The sequence below is a fragment of the Micromonospora andamanensis genome, from assembly GCF_016863495.1.
Taxonomy (GTDB): domain Bacteria; phylum Actinomycetota; class Actinomycetes; order Mycobacteriales; family Micromonosporaceae; genus Micromonospora; species Micromonospora andamanensis.
On the sequence record NZ_BOOZ01000047.1, the window covers coordinates 1 to 15,743 of the forward strand.

At 68.6% G+C, this 15,743-nt stretch carries 15 protein-coding genes; 6 read left to right on the forward strand and 9 right to left on the reverse strand.

Annotation, left to right across the window (positions count from 1 at the left end; all coding sequences use genetic code 11):
* Positions 1 to 41: 41 nt before the first annotated feature.
* Positions 42 to 1,382 (reverse strand): site-specific integrase, encoded by a 1,341-nt coding sequence (locus Van01_RS27065; protein ID WP_204013362.1) that lies wholly within the window; start codon positions 1,380 to 1,382, stop codon positions 42 to 44.
* A gap of 304 nt (positions 1,383 to 1,686) precedes the next feature.
* Entirely contained in the window at positions 1,687 to 2,019 is a 333-nt protein-coding gene (locus Van01_RS27070; RefSeq protein WP_204013364.1) for a helix-turn-helix domain-containing protein, read from the reverse strand.
* Positions 2,020 to 3,063: 1,044 nt separating this feature from the next.
* Between Van01_RS27070 and Van01_RS27075 the strand changes: the two genes are divergently transcribed.
* Positions 3,064 to 3,516 (forward strand): hypothetical protein, encoded by a 453-nt coding sequence (locus Van01_RS27075; protein ID WP_204013366.1) that lies wholly within the window; start codon positions 3,064 to 3,066, stop codon positions 3,514 to 3,516.
* A 160-nt stretch (positions 3,517 to 3,676) separates the two neighbouring features.
* On the opposite strand, the gene Van01_RS27080 is transcribed toward Van01_RS27075, so the two are convergent.
* From Van01_RS27080 to Van01_RS27105, 6 genes are all read right to left on the reverse strand, one after another.
* Complete coding sequence (locus tag Van01_RS27080; RefSeq protein ID WP_204013369.1) at positions 3,677 to 4,627, reverse strand: hypothetical protein; 951 nt, start codon at positions 4,625 to 4,627, stop codon at positions 3,677 to 3,679.
* The gene (locus tag Van01_RS27085; protein ID WP_204013372.1) at positions 4,624 to 5,103 is read right to left on the reverse strand and encodes a hypothetical protein; all 480 of its coding nucleotides are present in this window, start codon (positions 5,101 to 5,103) and stop codon (positions 4,624 to 4,626) included. Before Van01_RS27085 ends, Van01_RS27080 begins: the two co-directional genes overlap by 4 nt.
* A complete protein-coding gene (locus Van01_RS27090) occupies positions 5,100 to 5,726 on the reverse strand; it encodes a hypothetical protein (RefSeq protein ID WP_204013374.1) in 627 nt (208 codons plus the stop codon). Before Van01_RS27090 ends, Van01_RS27085 begins: the two co-directional genes overlap by 4 nt.
* 227 nt (positions 5,727 to 5,953) lie before the next feature.
* Positions 5,954 to 6,316 (reverse strand): hypothetical protein, encoded by a 363-nt coding sequence (locus Van01_RS27095; protein WP_204013377.1) that lies wholly within the window; start codon positions 6,314 to 6,316, stop codon positions 5,954 to 5,956.
* A gap of 71 nt (positions 6,317 to 6,387) precedes the next feature.
* Complete coding sequence (locus Van01_RS33275) at positions 6,388 to 7,575, reverse strand: hypothetical protein (protein WP_239099335.1); 1,188 nt, start codon at positions 7,573 to 7,575, stop codon at positions 6,388 to 6,390.
* 193 nt (positions 7,576 to 7,768) lie between these two features.
* On the reverse strand, positions 7,769 to 8,266 hold the full coding sequence (locus Van01_RS27105) for a hypothetical protein (RefSeq protein WP_204013380.1): 498 nt from the start codon (positions 8,264 to 8,266) through the stop codon (positions 7,769 to 7,771).
* Positions 8,267 to 9,423: 1,157 nt separating this feature from the next.
* Between Van01_RS27105 and Van01_RS27110 the strand changes: the two genes are divergently transcribed.
* From Van01_RS27110 to Van01_RS27130, 5 genes are all read left to right on the forward strand, one after another.
* The gene (locus Van01_RS27110) at positions 9,424 to 9,975 is read left to right on the forward strand and encodes a hypothetical protein (RefSeq protein ID WP_204013383.1); all 552 of its coding nucleotides are present in this window, start codon (positions 9,424 to 9,426) and stop codon (positions 9,973 to 9,975) included.
* A gap of 65 nt (positions 9,976 to 10,040) precedes the next feature.
* Positions 10,041 to 10,454 carry a plasmid mobilization protein gene (locus tag Van01_RS27115; protein WP_204013386.1) on the forward strand — a complete coding sequence of 138 codons (414 nt, stop codon included), beginning with the start codon at positions 10,041 to 10,043 and terminating at the stop codon, positions 10,452 to 10,454.
* 185 nt (positions 10,455 to 10,639) lie between these two features.
* Positions 10,640 to 11,887 carry a relaxase/mobilization nuclease domain-containing protein gene (locus Van01_RS27120; protein ID WP_204013389.1) on the forward strand — a complete coding sequence of 416 codons (1,248 nt, stop codon included), beginning with the start codon at positions 10,640 to 10,642 and terminating at the stop codon, positions 11,885 to 11,887.
* A gap of 140 nt (positions 11,888 to 12,027) precedes the next feature.
* On the forward strand, positions 12,028 to 13,107 hold the full coding sequence (locus Van01_RS27125) for a hypothetical protein (RefSeq protein WP_204013392.1): 1,080 nt from the start codon (positions 12,028 to 12,030) through the stop codon (positions 13,105 to 13,107).
* Entirely contained in the window at positions 13,104 to 13,619 is a 516-nt protein-coding gene (locus Van01_RS27130) for a DUF4913 domain-containing protein (RefSeq protein WP_204013395.1), read from the forward strand. Before Van01_RS27125 ends, Van01_RS27130 begins: the two co-directional genes overlap by 4 nt.
* An 815-nt stretch (positions 13,620 to 14,434) precedes the next feature.
* Here Van01_RS27130 and Van01_RS27135 read toward each other — a convergent pair.
* Complete coding sequence (locus Van01_RS27135) at positions 14,435 to 15,742, reverse strand: toprim domain-containing protein (protein ID WP_204013398.1); 1,308 nt, start codon at positions 15,740 to 15,742, stop codon at positions 14,435 to 14,437.
* Position 15,743: the final 1 nt, after the last annotated feature.

Below are 15,743 nucleotides of genomic sequence, written 5' to 3' on the forward strand. Positions count from 1 at the left end.
TTTGAAACAGCAGGTCAGCGGCCTGGTCGAGCGATCTTCGACTAGGCCGCTGATTCGTTCTCCGGCCCGTTTTTCTCACACTTTCTCACATCGGGTTCGCGTGTCACGTTGTCCTGCTCCGTGTCGTCCGCTGCCGTCTCCTTCTCCGTAGTGCCGTACACCGCGCCGAGCGTGCCTCCCGCGGCCTTCAGTGCCTCGTCCTGGGAGTGCACGTAGGTCTTCATGGTGAAGGCCACGTTGGCATGGCCCAGCCAGGCCGAGATCACGGCGGCGGGAACGTTCCGCAGGTGCATCAGCGTGCCGCAGGTGTGCCTGGTGTCGTGCAACCGGATCAGCGGCAGCCCGGCCCGCCTCACCAGCACCTCGAACCGATCGGAGTACGACTCCGGATCCACCTCCTCGCCGACCTCATCCACGAAGACGTGGCTCTCGTTGCAGGTCTGGCACGAGGACCGGTAGTCGCGGCCCGCCTTGAGCCTTTCCTGCGCGCGACGGGACTTGAGGCGGCGCAGCGCCGCGACGAGGGTGTCGTCCAACGGAAGTGTGCGCTTCGAGCGCGCCGACTTCGGCGTGCTGTGGACCACCTGGTCTTTGACGATGATGCGGGTGACGCAGACGGTCAGGGTCTTGGCCTCCAGATCGATGTCACACCACCGAAGTCCAAGCACCTCTCCGCGCCGGAGGCCATAGAGGCTCAAGCACCACGCCGCGAAGAGGCGATCCTCGGCGACGTAGGCCAGGAACGCCGCTGCCTGCTCGGCCGTCCACGTCGACATCTCCTTCTGCGGCGCGGTGCCGGGGCTGTCCACCAGGCGTGCCACGTTCCGGACCAGGATTCCCTGCTTGACCGCGTCGTCCAGAGCCTGCGCCAACCTGCCGAGCGTCAGAGTCACGGTCGCAGGGGCCAGGGGGCGACCCTTCTTGCCGACCCGACGGCCCGACTCCAACATCCAGGTGACGAGGTCATCGACCTGCGTCTTCGTGAGCTTCTGAAGAGGGATGTGACCCAGCCGCTCGATCACGGGTTTGAGTGAGTTGGCGTAGTTCGTGCGCGTCGACTCCTGGAGCTTGCGACGCCCGGCCAGCCACTCCGGAAGGTGCTCGGCCACCGTCTTCGCCGAGTCCGCGACGAACGTGCCCTTAGCTGACTCCGCGATGATCTTCGCGCGCTGCTCGCGAGCCTCCTTCAAGGTGTTGTAGGTGTACGTGCGCTGGTCCCGGCGTCCGTCCGCTTTCCGGCCGACGTCGATGACGAACCGGTAGCGGGTCTTGCCGTTCTTCAGCGTGACCTTCTTGATCGGGTCCGATTTACTCACGTTCTCTCTGCTCCTTCCGCAGATGAGGGGTTGTGGTCGGCCGCTTACGACTCGGCGCCGCACCACACTGGTCCCGATTATAGGTACCGAAATGTGGTACCGCATCCCTGGTCGGGTGGCGGATGGTGATAGGCGATGTGAGATGTGGGACCCTCGACTCGCCATGCGGCCCGTTCGATCTGCTCGCCGAGGAGTTGAGAAATGCCGCGACAGCGACCTGTCGCCAACGACCTGCCGCCGTTGCCCGCACGAGAGAAGCGAGATCAGCAGGTCAAGATCAGGCTGACGCCGTCGGAGATTGAGAGGCTGGGAGAGCTGCGACCCGACCTCACGCCGCCCGGGATCGTTGCCCAGCTCGTCGACGACGTTCTTACCGGCCGGTACCGACCGGCGTGGGCTGCCGGCGCCGCTGAGTCGGCTGAAGAGGGCGGACCTCGGCACTCGGCGTAGGCTCCTGGTCGCCTGTCTCAGAGAGATCGATGCGCTCGACCGGCGGCCGTTCAACGCCGACGAGCCGGAGCAGGTCCACCGTACGGACACGGTAAGCGGTCCCAATCCGGAGCAGCGGACACGGGAAGGCCCCCTGCTTGGCAAGGTCGTAAGCCTTCGTTCGTCCAAGACCCAGCGCGCGAGCGGCCGTCGCCAGATCGACCATCGCGGGTAGCTGTAGCAGTTCGTCCTGGTTGAGCGTGCTGGTGATCATGTCGCTTGGTCCTCCGGTTGAGGTGAGCGGACGCCAAGGCGTCCGGTTGGGGAGGCACCGTCTGGCATGCCTCGGCAACGACCATTCCGTTCAGGCGTTTCCCACCGCGCTGCCGCAGGTGGTAACGGCGGGGGCCGGAAGCGGTGGTAACGCGCGTTCGTTCCCTCGACCTCGGGTGAGCACCGGGGCAAGACGTGTCTCCAGAGAAGGGTCGCTCCCCGAAGGTGTTCACCCACCTGCTCGCTGGCTTGTTCCTTGAGCGTCCGTTCCCTCTCTGCGTCTGCCCGTTCGCCGAGACCGAGCCAAACGCCGCTGTACCCAACCGTGGATGAAGGGACAGCGCGCAGCGGGCAGCGCCGCCCTGCCGCTGTTCGCTAGCTATGCGCAGCGAAGAGCGGAAGCGGCACGAACAAAGGCCCTACAGGAACAACAACCATGATCCCGAGGAGGGACAGGCACGGTCGAGAGCGATCTCTTGGCCCGGCTCGCCTTGCGTAGTGCCGGCCACCGTTCCCACGTACGCCGTTCACAGTGGTAACGGCAACGGCGGCGGCGACGTGTTGACAGCAGCATCCCGTAGCGGCCGTGCCCTTCGTCAGCGGCAACGACTGGCTCCCGACACAGGCGGCCGTATGACGAGACAGCCAGTTCCCGACGCAGCGGACGAGGGCAAGCAGCGCCGTTGCCACGCCGGCCGGCAGCGCAGGACGGTTCTCCGCGAGGGTTGTGAACACCATGGTCCACGCCGGCTCCCAGGGTCCCAGCGCCTCCATTCCTTGATGGACACCGGGCCAGAGGAGAAGAGAACGAACCGGGTCTGGCCGGCGAAGGAACGCTACGGCACGTCGGTGCATCGCCCTGGGAACAGCAGCTCAGGGAACAGCGTCCGGGAAGGGCACGGTCCTGCGGGTGCCCACTGCCGCTGGTAGCGAATAACGCCCGAGTGAACGAGTTCTGCGGCAGCCAACCGGCAACGCTCGATCCCGAGCCTGTACTCCGGTACCCGCAGTCAACGGGGCTGGCGGTGCCGGTGGAGGTGACGGAATGACCAGGCAAGCCGAGGACCGGCGCGAGTGCGCCGCTGGCGAGGGCCAAGGAACAGAGAGCGGTCTGGACGCCCTGGGCGGCTGGGCTCTCGACGTCGGAGCGCTGGTCGCATTCGCGGAGGCCGACACCTTCGTCGAAGCCATGGTTGCATCGTGCCGCCGTCGCGGGCAGACCGTGCTGATCTGCGACACGAGCCTTGCCTCGGCGTTGGCGGCGGTGCCGCAACACCGCGCCCGCCTGGTGCACCTCTGCCAGGAAGCCAGTTCGTGGCTCGCCGAACTGGCGACCGCGGACTCGGCTGCTGTTGTCTCTCGCCTCCCACGTGCTGGCGGCGATCTCGGCCTCGCCCATCTCGTTTATGAGGCGGCGCGGCGAGGCTACGCCGTACTCTCCGATCGCCGGGCCGAGGTCCTTGCTGTCGATGCGTCGCTTCTCGTCGAGGCCGCGTAAGCGGGTGGCCGTTGGGCTGCCTGGCTCAACCTGACGATTGTCCCGGCGGCACTGTCCTTCAGGATCATCCTTGCGGCCAAGGGCGCCGTCGCCGTTCCTTTGTTCTTGTGGAATTGTCCCGCTGTGCCCGGCCGGCGGATGCCGGCCGGGCACAGTTGATCTATCTGCGAGTCGAGCAGTCGGCCAGGCTGTGTTCGTACGGGGTGCCGCATCGCACTGCCGAGACGGCTTGGTTTCGTTCGGCGGGGGTCAGGGCGGGCTCGTGTGGCACTGGCGTGCCGGCACGTCCTTCAACTTCAATAATGCAACGGCCGGTTTCGTCGTACTCACCGCCGCGCCACGGGTTTCGGCTGCCAATGAGGGGCAGGTAGAGGTAGATGACGTGGCCGCAGTGCCGGCAGGTGGCGACCTGGGTGCCGCTTCCGTCGGCGAGTTGGGTGTAGGTTCCCTCGGCCAGCGGCACTATCTGCGGATTGGGGAGTCGAGGAACGCTCTGGTCGGTGTCGGCCTGGCACAGCGTGGTGGCGTGCTGGCCGTACGGCGGTGACCAGACGACCAGGTTGACCGCCGGACGTATGCACGAGAACTCCGTGCAGGTTGGCGCCAGCGGGCTGGTGGCCTCAAGGCAGAGCAGGCACGACAGGCCCGGATCGTGGTGTCGGCGGCAGGGCTGTTCCGCCGGTAGCGTCGACGGCCGGGCAAGGTGGAGGTCGAGCAGGTCGACCAGGCGGCGGGCTTCGACGGTGCCGGACGGGGACAGGATCTCGACGAACACGGCGCCGTCGGGATCCTCCCGGCGGGAGATCACGGCCGAGGGGCGGCCGGTGCTGGGATGCCGTACGGTGTCGCCGAGCCGGACCGGCGTGGTGAACGAGCCTGGGGCCAAAATCATTGATCGATTCGGGGCACCGGCCAGCAGCCCGCCTCGCTTGCCCACGACGAGACCTTCCACGAACAGGTCGCCATCGTGTTCGGCGCGGACGAAGGTGATCTCGATGATGACGTCGCGGGTCAGGATGTTGTGGGTGCTGGCGCTGCGGGCGTGGCCGGCCCGGACGCGGGTGTGGTCACCGACCTGTAGTGCCGGCGTCTGGTGGGTGATGTCGTTCATCGCGGGGTGCCTTCCGATGCGTGGGTGAGGGGTTGTGGACGGCTGCCGTTGTCGGGCCGGGGCGGGGCGGTGACGGCGAAGGCTTCGAGGCATGAGCCGCAGCGCCGCCAGATGCTGGCGTCCGCGTCATCGGCGTAGAGCAAGTGGCCTGCGGTGCGGTTACGGCTGAGGCGGTAGCCGGCCAGTAGGAGCCGGCGGGCGGCGTCGGCGCGGGTGACGAGATGCCAGCCGGCGGCCCGCAGGGCAGCTTCGGCATCAGTGGTGGATCGGCTGCCGATCGGCCGGGCTGGCTGCGCGGCCAGGTTGTCGGCGGCGAGGAGAGGGGCCGAGCGGTCGGCGATGGGACCGCCGTCGGTGTGGGGCCGGATTCCGATGAGGCCGGCGCTGCCGGTGGGCAGATGAAGCCATGCCTTGCCGATGCCGCCGGTGCTGGCGAGCCCTAGCAGCACCGACGTGAACGGGCTGGCCGCCCTCATGGTCGGATCCCCTCACCTGAGGGATCGGCGAAGGCGTGGAGAGCGGCCTGCGCTTCGCGTGCGCGGGCGGTGGCCAGCGGGTCGAGGTCGGCGACATCGACGGGCAGGCCCTTGTGGGACGGGGCGTTGTCCTGCGCCCTGGGTGCCGCGTACATCAAAATCCCGTGGGACAGCCAGTACAGGCCCTCGGTGACGGGGTCTGCGACGGCCGGTTGGCCTTGCGGCCCGATCCGGCACCTGTCGCACAGCCGGCCGGTGGTGCCCGGCGGGGCGGTGAGGCGGCGGGAGCACAGCCAGCAGGCGATTCCCGCCTCGGGGAGCGTGTCGCCGATCAGGTCCCGGTCCTGCACGACGTGCCGGGCCAGCGGTGCCAGTGCGGCCCAGGTCGGGGTGCGTGCGGCGCGGGTCCATTCCGCGTCGCTGAGGTCGTCGTCCTCGTCGAGTTGCTGCTCGCGGAGCGCGGTGACGGCGTCGGCGCGATCCCAGATCGCGTACGCCCACCCGAAGCGGGCGGCGAGCGCGTCGACCAGGAGGCGGGCGTCGGCCTCGACCAGGTCCGGAGGCAGGGCGACGCCGTCGGGCACACCACTGCCCCGGGCGTGCGGGTCTGCGGCAGAAGGCATGGGGAACTCCAATGAATGTTCAAGCGAAGAGGTGAGCTGAGGAGCCCGGCCGGGTGGTAACGCCCGGGGGCGGTAACGGCTGGTCACGCTGGCGGCAACCGTTGCCGGCTACCCTGGGCGGTGCTGACCGTCTGGCGGTCGCACTGGGCTCCATTGGGTTGTAGCGGCCCGGAGCCCCGGCGCTGGCCCACCGACCGTTGTCGCGTGGGCCAGCGCCGTCACCGGCATCAGGCCAGCCACTCCATCTCGTGTTGGGAAAGCAGTTGCTGACCCAGCCAGGTCCGGACGCGGTACCGGTGGACGGCCGCCGGGCCGGACAGCAGGGTGGTTTCCACGTCGACGGGCACCAGGGCGTCAACGACGCGGGTGTACGCGGCGACGAACGCACCCGGAGCGCCGGGTCCGGCGACCAGCCGGGCCTGTTCGGCGGCGGCGATGGCGCTGATGCCACCGAACACGGTCCCGGAGGTCGGGGTCAGCGTGGTCAAGATGATGTAGAACGCCTGCTGGCGGGTCGGGGTCGGATTCTCCGCCGGCATCCACCCGGGGCCGGACACCGGCCGGTTGCCGGGGGCGGTGGTGTCGCCCATGTGCACCTCCTGGGCACGGGCAGCCAGGGCAGGAGCGGCGCGACGGTCGCTCCTGCCGTGAGCTGCGACTGTCAGGGGTGCCGTCCCGGGCACTCGGCGGTGTGGTGGCGCGGGTCGTCGCCGTGGGTGCAGTAGAGGCCGTCCTGGTTGGCCTCGGTCAGCCCGTAGGTGTAGACCGGCGGGTAGGCCCGGTCGGTGTCGGCGTAGACCAGGACCCGCCACCGGTCGACGTCCAGCGGGTACGCCTGCCGCAACGCGACGTCCCGCGCGAGCTGCGGTGCCGGCCCGACGGCCGCGCCGTGGGAGACCGTCTCCCACGCGGTGTGCTCGCGGCCGACCTGCACCGCGTACGCCCGCTCCACCACCATGTCTTGCGGCGCCGGAGCGTCAGCCGGCGCCAGGTCCGGGACGTCGCGGCGCCGGGGGACACCCCGGTCGTAGGCCAGACACAGCGCGGTGCCCCACGGCCGCGAGAAGGTGCGGCGGCGGTCCTCGGCGGTCAGACCGATCACCTTGGCGTACCAGCGGTGGTCACGAGGGTGACCGGGATGGGTGCACTGGTACGCGGTGATGTCGAGGATCCGCAGGTCGGCTCCGTATTCGAGGATCACGTCGCCGACCCGCAGTTCCAGCCGGCCAACCATGTCGTATATGTGGTCGCCGTGCGCGATGGGCCGGGCGTAGTCGGGGTGTACCCGGGGGCCGTCGGGGTGGAACTGCACCCACCCGCCGGGGACGGGCTCCGGCGGTACGTCGTTGAGGTGCGCGAAGACGCCCTTGTCGCGCAGTTCCTCGAAGCCGCTGATCGCCAGCCGGCACCAGGTCTCGTCACCGCGGGCGAAGGGGCCGGCAACGGCATCGGTGACACCGCGCAGCGCCTCGTCCATGGTGTCGTCGGCGTTCTCGACGCCAGCGGCCACACATGCCCGAAACTCCGGCGTGCTGGCCGACTGCTCGATCTCTTTCCACCGCTGCACCGACGTGACCGAGGCCGGTTGTGCGTCCTCGGGGGCCAGCAGGAACGTCTGCGAACCGCTGAGGTTCGGCACGGTGCCGGCGTCGGTGACGACGTCGTAGCGCGTCCGCCGGCCCGCGATGGCGTCGAGGTGGCTGACCGTTGCGGTCGTGGCGCCGGTCTTGACCCGGCTCGGGTGCCACCGGCCGCCGGTGCGCGTGGACGCCTTGCTCAGGTCGTCGGTGATGAGGATGCGGTCGCCGGCACGCAGCCTGGCGGTGGTCTTCTTGCCCGTCGCGGTCACGATGGGCTCCCTTCCGTCTGGCGGTTGGTTGTCGTTGGCGGAACCTGGGTGGTAGCGACACCGAGGAACCGCAGAATGTGCGAGAAGAACGTCGGCGGTAGACACGACCGCCGGGGGTGCTCGGGGCCAGGCCGGGACAGACTGGGTCATGAGTGAAGCCTCCATTCCGTGTCGTGGCGTGCCGGTTGCTGAGTCAGAAGGCGGCGAACAGGTCGAGCTGCTCGCCATGGTCGGCCGGACGGCACGCCCGCCAGACGGCCAGCCCGGCGGCGCTGCACGCCCTATCGATCTCTCGCCACTCGACGCCGAACGGCGGTCCGTCGCAGGATCGGCGCCGTTGCATCGCCACGGCGCACTGCGCGATTAGGTCCCGGGGAACCGGGCGGGCGAAGAAGACCGCCGCGACCTCCGGCCAGGAGACCTTCAGTGGCCTGACCAGGTCGCCATCCCTGATCCACGCACCGCCTGTGCGCGTGTAGTCCAGCCAGCGTCCGCGCGGCAGGGAGCAGCCGCCGCCATCTCCGGGGCACAGCGCCAACGGATCTCCAGTGCGCGACAACCTCAGCGGGTACATCGCGTGCGACGACTCGAACACCCCGACGGCCCAGGCCAGCGTCGGACGGTGGCTGCCCTCGTGCGCGGTGGTCAGGATCTCGCGCGCCTGCATACGAAGCTGCCGGTCAGCGTCCACCGGTTACCTCGCCACGCTCCGGCCCGGCCTGAGCTACGTCTTGCCAGTCCTGCCCGTCCCAGATCTGCCACGTACCGTCCCGATCCGGCGGTGCGTTCCGAATGGCGGCGACCGCTGCATTGAAGTATCCCGATAGGTTGGCCGGAGTCGGATGCTCGGGCATGTGGGTGGCCTCCGGAAACTAAGGGGTCCGTGGCTTACGTATATAATGATACCCCCAAAGAATGTCGAGGGCTGTTGCCTGCCTCACTTTCTATGCGCTTTTCGCGCGATCTGAGATACCTGGACGATAAATTGCTTGACCGCCGATAGCCGGGTTTGTGAAGGCCCGATCGGGCGGCCTGACCTGACTGTCCGAACGGGGCCGCCCCGCTGTGTCAACGCCGGCACCCGGCCCGGGGCCAGCGAGAGGAACTGCGGCTACTCGGTGCTGTAGTCGTCGTAGTCGTAGGGATTGGCGGTTCGTTGCGTACCGCTGCCTTCCAAGCGCGGACGTCCCAGCCGCTCTTGCTGATGGGTGAGGTCGGGGTGCGCTTGGCCGCTGCCCGGATGCGCTTGGCCGCTTCAGGGCTCATTCCTGTTGGTCGGGCCATGACGGTCCTCCGTCGGCTCGGTGCCTCATCAACGTCACGGGCTACGCCGCTCGGTCGCCCGCGCGGCCGGCGATCTATCCCTGGGCTACGTCGGTAGCCCGCCCGCACTGTGCGGGTTGCCCATTGGCCGCCGCGCGTGAGGTCTCCGGTGGGATCTACCGGTACCGTTCACCTCGCGGTCCCGGCTGAGGATGCCCGTCCTTTCGATGATGTCCAGACTGCGGCGTCCAGCGACGATCCGGCCATGCCGCCCGCTCGGAGCAAGATATGCCGATTGCTTATCAATCTGCGACCGAGCGCGGTCGCAGATTGGCAATGGGAGCGGCCGGGCGGCCTTCCGGTAGGGCGGCGCCGCTGTGGCGGTAACGCCTCCGAGGCAGGATCCGCAAGGACGATTGGGTCGGATCGGCTTCAGCTTCCACCTGCCGCACAACAGGCAGGTACCGATTCGACGGAGCGAGGAGTTGGGCGATGCATCGGAGAGACTACGAAGAGGTTGCCCATGCCGTCTCGTCGGGAGTTGCTCGGCTAGAAGAAGCGCTGAGCAGCGGTGCGGTCGGACCAATGGATGAGGCGCAGACCAGGCGCATGGTCGCCGTCGTAATCGGTGGTATGGCGGAATACTTCTCCGATCAAAATCTGATTTTCAACTCCGAGGCGTTCTTAATCGCTGCCGGTCTGCGCGATGACGTCATGGCCCTGGCCCCGGATAAGCCCTCACGCCATCCCGGCGGCCCCATCGACTTCGAGCACGTACGCGTTGGTGACTCTCTGTCCTACGTCACGTCTGGTGGTCACCGCCGCATCGGCGACGTCGTGAAGACGAGTGACCTGACCATCACTGTCGACGCCGTGTGGGACCTGAAGTGGGGCGAGAAGGTCCCAGGGGTAACCCGGCTACGGCGGTCTAACTGGTCGCGTCACCACGTGCACCTGGAGGAGCACCCTGACACGATCGGGGCGGCCGGCCAGCTTGGACAGCGAGGCCCCAATGTTGCAGCCCAAGGATTCCCCAACCCACCCGGGGCAGGCAGCCGCTCACCAGATGTAGAGGCGGTCGCGGCGCAAGATCGGACTTCGTCTGAGGCTGAAAGGCGGAAGCGGCCGTTGCGGTAGCTGGCTCGTGCGGCAACGCCACGGCTCACGCTCCCGGTAACGCCCCAGACGCAAGGTGGGCGGCGATGGACGAGCAGCAGAAGAGTGCAATACCCGCGGCCAGGCACCGCACGCACAACCGGCCGGGTCGCCCTCACGCGATCCTGATTCGGCTCTCAGACGACGAGAAACGGCTCGTAGAGGTCGCCGCGGAGTCGGCTGGGTTAACCCCGACCGGCTACGCCGCGAAGATGGCTGTCGAGGCCGCAACAGGGCAAGAACCGAACGCTGCCAGCGGGGACCTTCGCGAGCTGCAACGCGAGCTGTTTGCCGCTCGACGGGCAGTCAACATGTTCGGAAGCAACGTCAACCAGGTCGCTGCTGCCTGGCATTCGACGGGCGAGTTGCCTGAGTGGGCGGCTGAGGCGGTCCGGCTGTGCGCGCGGGCTGTTGACCGGCTCGACCAGTTGACCGCGCGGATCCACCGGCGATTGCGATGATCTCGCGGGTCCACCCCCGAGGGCGCCGGGTCGCCGGGCTGCTTCGGTACCTGTATGGGCCGGGGCGGCGTGAGGAGCATCGGAATCCGCGCCTGGTGGCGGCGTGGGACGGCGCCGGGGACCTCCAATCTCTGGAGCCACGCATCACCGCTGCGGGGAAGCGGGACTTTCGTCGGCTGGTCACGTTGCTCGAAGAGCCCGTCCGGCGCATCGAGCGTCCGCCGAAGCGGTACGTGTGGCACACCTCGATGCGACTGGCGCCCGAAGACCGCGCCCGCACCTTCTCCGATGAAACCTGGGGGCACATGGCCCGTGAGATGCTGCGCGAGATCGGCGTGGCGACGCCGGCTGACGACGAGGGACTGCGGTGGGTGGTGGTTCGCCACGGCGACGATCACGTGCACATCGTGGCGACGCTGGTCCGCGAAGACGGCCGCATCAGCTGGCTGAGGAACGACTACCCGCGCACCGTGGCGGCGACCTACGACGTAGCCCGCCGGTACGGGTTGCGCCGTGCGGTCGCTCCAGCGGACCGCACCGCGCATCGCCGGCCGAGCGCGGCGGAGTTGAACAAGTCCGCCCGGCGTGGCCGGCGTGAGACACCGCGCGACGAGCTGCGGCGGCGGGTCCGGATGGCGGTGGCGGGTGCCGCGACGGAGACCGAGTTCTTCGACCGTGTGCGTGGTGCGGGGCTTCTTCTTCGCCTGCGGAACAGCACGACGGCGTCCGGCCAGGTCACCGGGTATGCCGTCGCGCTGCCTGCGGACCTCACTGCCGACGGCATGCCGGTGTACTACGGCGGCGGCAAGCTGGCGGCGGACCTGGCCCTGCCGAAACTGCGTCGACGGTGGGCAAGCCCGGCATCGACTGACGTGCCGCCGGTCGGCCGGGCCGAACGTACAGCGGCGCTCGCCGACGCGGCACGAGTGACGCGGGCGGCAGCCGACGAGATCCGGCAGACGGCATACGCCGATCCGGCGCGGGCTCAGGCGGCAGCGTTGGCCGCCTCTGACCTGCTCACCGCGCTGGCGTACACGGTCGAGGGCGATCGGCGGGGCAACCTGACCCGGGTGGCCGAGACGTTCGACAAGGCGGCCCGGGACATCCGGGGCCGGGTGGTAGGGCACACCGGTCGGTCGTACGAGCTGCGGGCGATGTCGCGTCTCGTCGTTCTGATGGGGAGGGTTTCGGGCGACGGCGACATGCTCGCCGCGCTGGCCCTGATGATGGACCTCGCCCGCCTGGCGGATGCCCTGGAGCATCTCCGCCACGCTCAACGCCGCCTCCACCAGGCACAAGCCGCTCGATCGGCCGCCGCCGCGCTCAGGGAACTCGCCGATAGACCAGGCATGCCAGCGGGATCAAGCCTTACGCCCACGCCTGCCACCGGCCCGAGCATGGCTACCCCCCGCCGCACCGACCTCAGCCGGTGACCCGCCGGGCTGACTACCGCAATCGCAGCGGTAACGCCTGAATGTGCCTGGTAACGCCGCCGCTCACGCCACCACCAACGCCTCCTGCTGAGGCTCAGCATGCCGCCGCCGTGCAGCGGCGGCAGAACACGGGAGGTGCGGTGCAACCACAGCAGCACGACGATCCGGTAATCGATGTACGTCATCAACTCATCCAAGGGCTCAGCGTGCTGGCGACGCTGGGAGAGGCCGGAGCACGGATGGGAGCGGTCGGTATCCAGCGACGCGCGGCGGAGGCCGAGCAGGCCGCCGCCCGCGACCGCGCGACCAATGCCGTTCAGCGTCAGGCGCAGCGCCAGGCCGAAAGGCTGGCGGCGGCCGTGAAGGAGGAACGCGAGCGGCTTGCCCGTTCCTTGGATGGATCCTGGCTGACCGAGAAGGCGAGCTTCGTTGAAGCCGCGATGGTATGGCGTACCGCCGCAGCCCACGCTGCCGGCGGAGACCCGGTTGCCGTTGAGGCGGTCCGCCTCGCGCAGGACCGGATCCGCCAGATCCACCCACCGTTCATGGCCACCTACGACCGGCTCCGCGCGACCGGGAAGAGCATGGAAGAAGCCATGCGGTCCGCCGCCTACGACGTGTGGGAAACCGAGGCGAAGGCGACGCAGCCCCACCGCGCGGCACGCCCCCATGGCACTCGCGAGCGGGAGACCCTGCACGCGGGCGCGAACGGGCGGGCGCTACCTGTCGGTGGCGCACGTCTCGACGAGCTTGACGCGGCGGTGCGCGCCGAGGCGGTGAAGCTTGCCGAACACGTCAGCCCCGAGGCGCTGGACCGGCTGCAACGTGCCTACCGGTCCGGCGGCAAAACCCCGGCTGCCGACGCCGCTGGACTCCTCCGCCAGTACGCACGAGACGCGGCGGCAGAGGGCCTGCTTCCTGACGCCGTCGCCGAAGCCACACGGCAACAACTCGACGCCCACGCGTCCCGGCAGCGCGCCGAAGCCACTACGGCATCCGGAACGGCGGACCTTCCCCGGACCGACCCCGACGAGCACACCGAAGGCCAGGAGACTGCCGTCCTGGCGAGCGGACGAGCCGCGTACGACCAGGCCGGAGCGGAGGCGCAGCGCGCGAGATGGGGTCGCACCTTCGCGCCCCTGACCGTCGGCGTACCCACCGCGTTGGCGAACAAGCAGTCCGCCAACGCTGCCGCCGCGACCCTGAGGAGGAGCCGATGACCGACACGACGACCCCGGCTACCGCCAACGGCAGCGAAGACTTCCGGCTCATGGCCCTCGCCGCCCAGGTCGCGCAACTGACCGAGCTGGTACGCGAGCAGCAGCAGATCAACAAGGAGCGGACCGCTGAAGGGGACACGGCCGGACACCAGCCTGCGTACACCACTGTCGAGGAATGGGTCCGGGACTACCTCCTGCCGACCTTCGCCCGACCCGTCGGCGAGGTCGGCATGATCCGCTGGCACTGGTGCGAACAGTGGTGGCGCCACGACGAGGCCGTCACCCGCCTGACCGCGCTCTGGTACGGATGGGAACACGCGCGCCTCGAAATGACTGGCATGCTGGGTTGGCTGAGAGAACTGGACCACCACCTGCCGCTCCTGTGCGGTGAGGACGGACCGTTCCGTGACTGCGCCGTCGGATCGGGTCTGCACGGCGTCGCCCGACACCAGATGCCCACCATCGCGCCGGTACAGACAGCCCCGTCCAACTGGTGGGACTGGTGGAGCTGATCACCGGTCGAGCAGCAAGAACTGCGGCGTCGCGAGGTACCTCAGACCGGTCCGTCGTGGCGTGACCGTGATGCGGAAACGCCAACCACGGCGTCGTGCCTTATCCCGCACCGGACCCTTTTTGGTGACCGTGTGACGGAAACGTAGACCACGGCGTCGTGGATTAAATGGGTTCGGCGGGCTATCTTTAGCCCCAAAGGTAGATGTACGGCGCCGTCGGACATGGTCCGACGACGCCGTACGGGGAAGACCATGCCTCTTTGGTTCCAGGCCGCAAGGCAACGGTCGTTCCGACGGTGCGGGCTTAGCTGGTCATCAGTTGGGCCCGCACCCTTTTTGAGCCAGCGTTACCGCTAGGCCGATGGCGTAGCTGAGCACCTTGACTGCCAGTGCCCCCCACTCCACGACGTCCCGCCACCGGTTGGTGGCGTTCCGCCGGTTCCTACTTGGGCCCGAAGCCCTCCTACGACGCTTTGCCACTGCCACCTCATCCAGCTCGTCGGGTTCGAGGGGCGGATGCACCCCCGGCCGTTGGAGCCATCCGCACCCCAATTAGTGCGAGCTGGTGTTCGAGTCGGCAACTGCGCTGCGCAGGAGACACTGTAGCGAGCCGGTAATGCAAGTGTCCTCTTTGGCGGACAGCGACGCGCGTAGCACTCTTTTTCTGCGTCGCGACGAGCTGTCCCCTTAGCGGCAGATCTTGAACAGGCACCGACCGTCTCTGGTGGTTGCGCCGAGGCGGCGGCGGACTGCAACCTGGGTCTTGATGGTTGCCCTGCATCGGCCCTTGACCAGGTATGGCCGACGTAGATCTATCAACTATTTCGTGTCCGTCCGATGCTGTCCCGGCGTCCGACAGGACGTTGGTCTGCCGGGGCGCGCGCATCAGTCCGGTGCGTTGTCCCGTCCATCCGAAGTGTCGGAAAGGCCAAGATCGCCGCACTTGGTGACCGGTGGATTGGATGCGTCGGTGGGGGTCGGCCAAGGGCAGCTTGTTCGAGCGCGGTGCCGGCGTCGTGGACGGACCTGTCGACGTGTTCGGCCATCGCGATGGCAACGGTGTCGAGGCCGACTCCGAGCCGTTCGGTGACCCGGGTTGCCAGCTCGGTTGCCTGTGCTGCATTGACTGCCTCGAACAGCAGGGGCACGACCGCTCGGACCGCAGCGCATCGGCCGGCGACGTCCTCAAAGAGCCGTGGATGTCGGGTGGTGAGCTTGGTGAGGCGGTGGTCGATCACGGCTTGTACGAGCGGGTACGCCTGATCCTGCACTGCGTTTCGTACCGCCGCGCGGCCACCGTCGGATCGCAGGAGGTCTGCGGGGTCGCCTCCGTCAAGTTCGGCGGCGAGCAGCGGGCCGGGCGGAATGGCGTCGCGTAGCACTGACCATGCGCGTTCGATGGCCGTGTGTCCGGCGGGGTCGTCGTCGTAGGCGACCACGATGCCGCTCCCCGCGCCGGGCATGTTGCACACGATTGAGGCTTGAGCGTGGGTGAGCGTGGTGCCGCAGGAGGCGACACCGATGGCTCCGCTGCGAGAGTTCGAGGGGTGGGACAGCCAGATGGCGATGGCGTCGATGGGGCCTTCGACCACGACTGGGCGCCAGCCTGCCTGTATCCGGTCCTGCTGTTCGGCGACACCGAACAGCACGGTGCCCTTGCGGTAGAGGGCGGTTTCGGGAGTGTTCAGGTACTTCGGGACGGCCGGGCCAGCGGCGGGGGCGGCCCGGCCGATGAACCCGAGCGGGCGTCCTGCTGGATCGCGGATGGGAAACATCAGGCGGTCGCGGAAGCGGTCGATGAGTCGTTGGTTGCGGGTTCGTACCGATAGTCCTGCCGTGAGGAGTTCCTGATCGGTGAAGCCCTCGGCCCGCAGTTGGTGGGTGAGCGCGGTCCAGGCGCGCGGCGCGTAGCCGACGAGCCACTGCGCCGGACCGTCGTCGCTGTCGTGTCGAGCGAGTGTGGCGAGACCTCGGTTTCTCAGGTAGTCGCGTACGCCGCGGGCGTGCTCGCCGCCGAGCTGTTCGCGGTAGAAGGCCACGGCGGCGCGGTTCGCTGCGTGCAGTCGTCGGGGATCCGGCGGCGCTGGCTGGTCGGATATCGGGGTCGGGTGGGCGATGGCCATC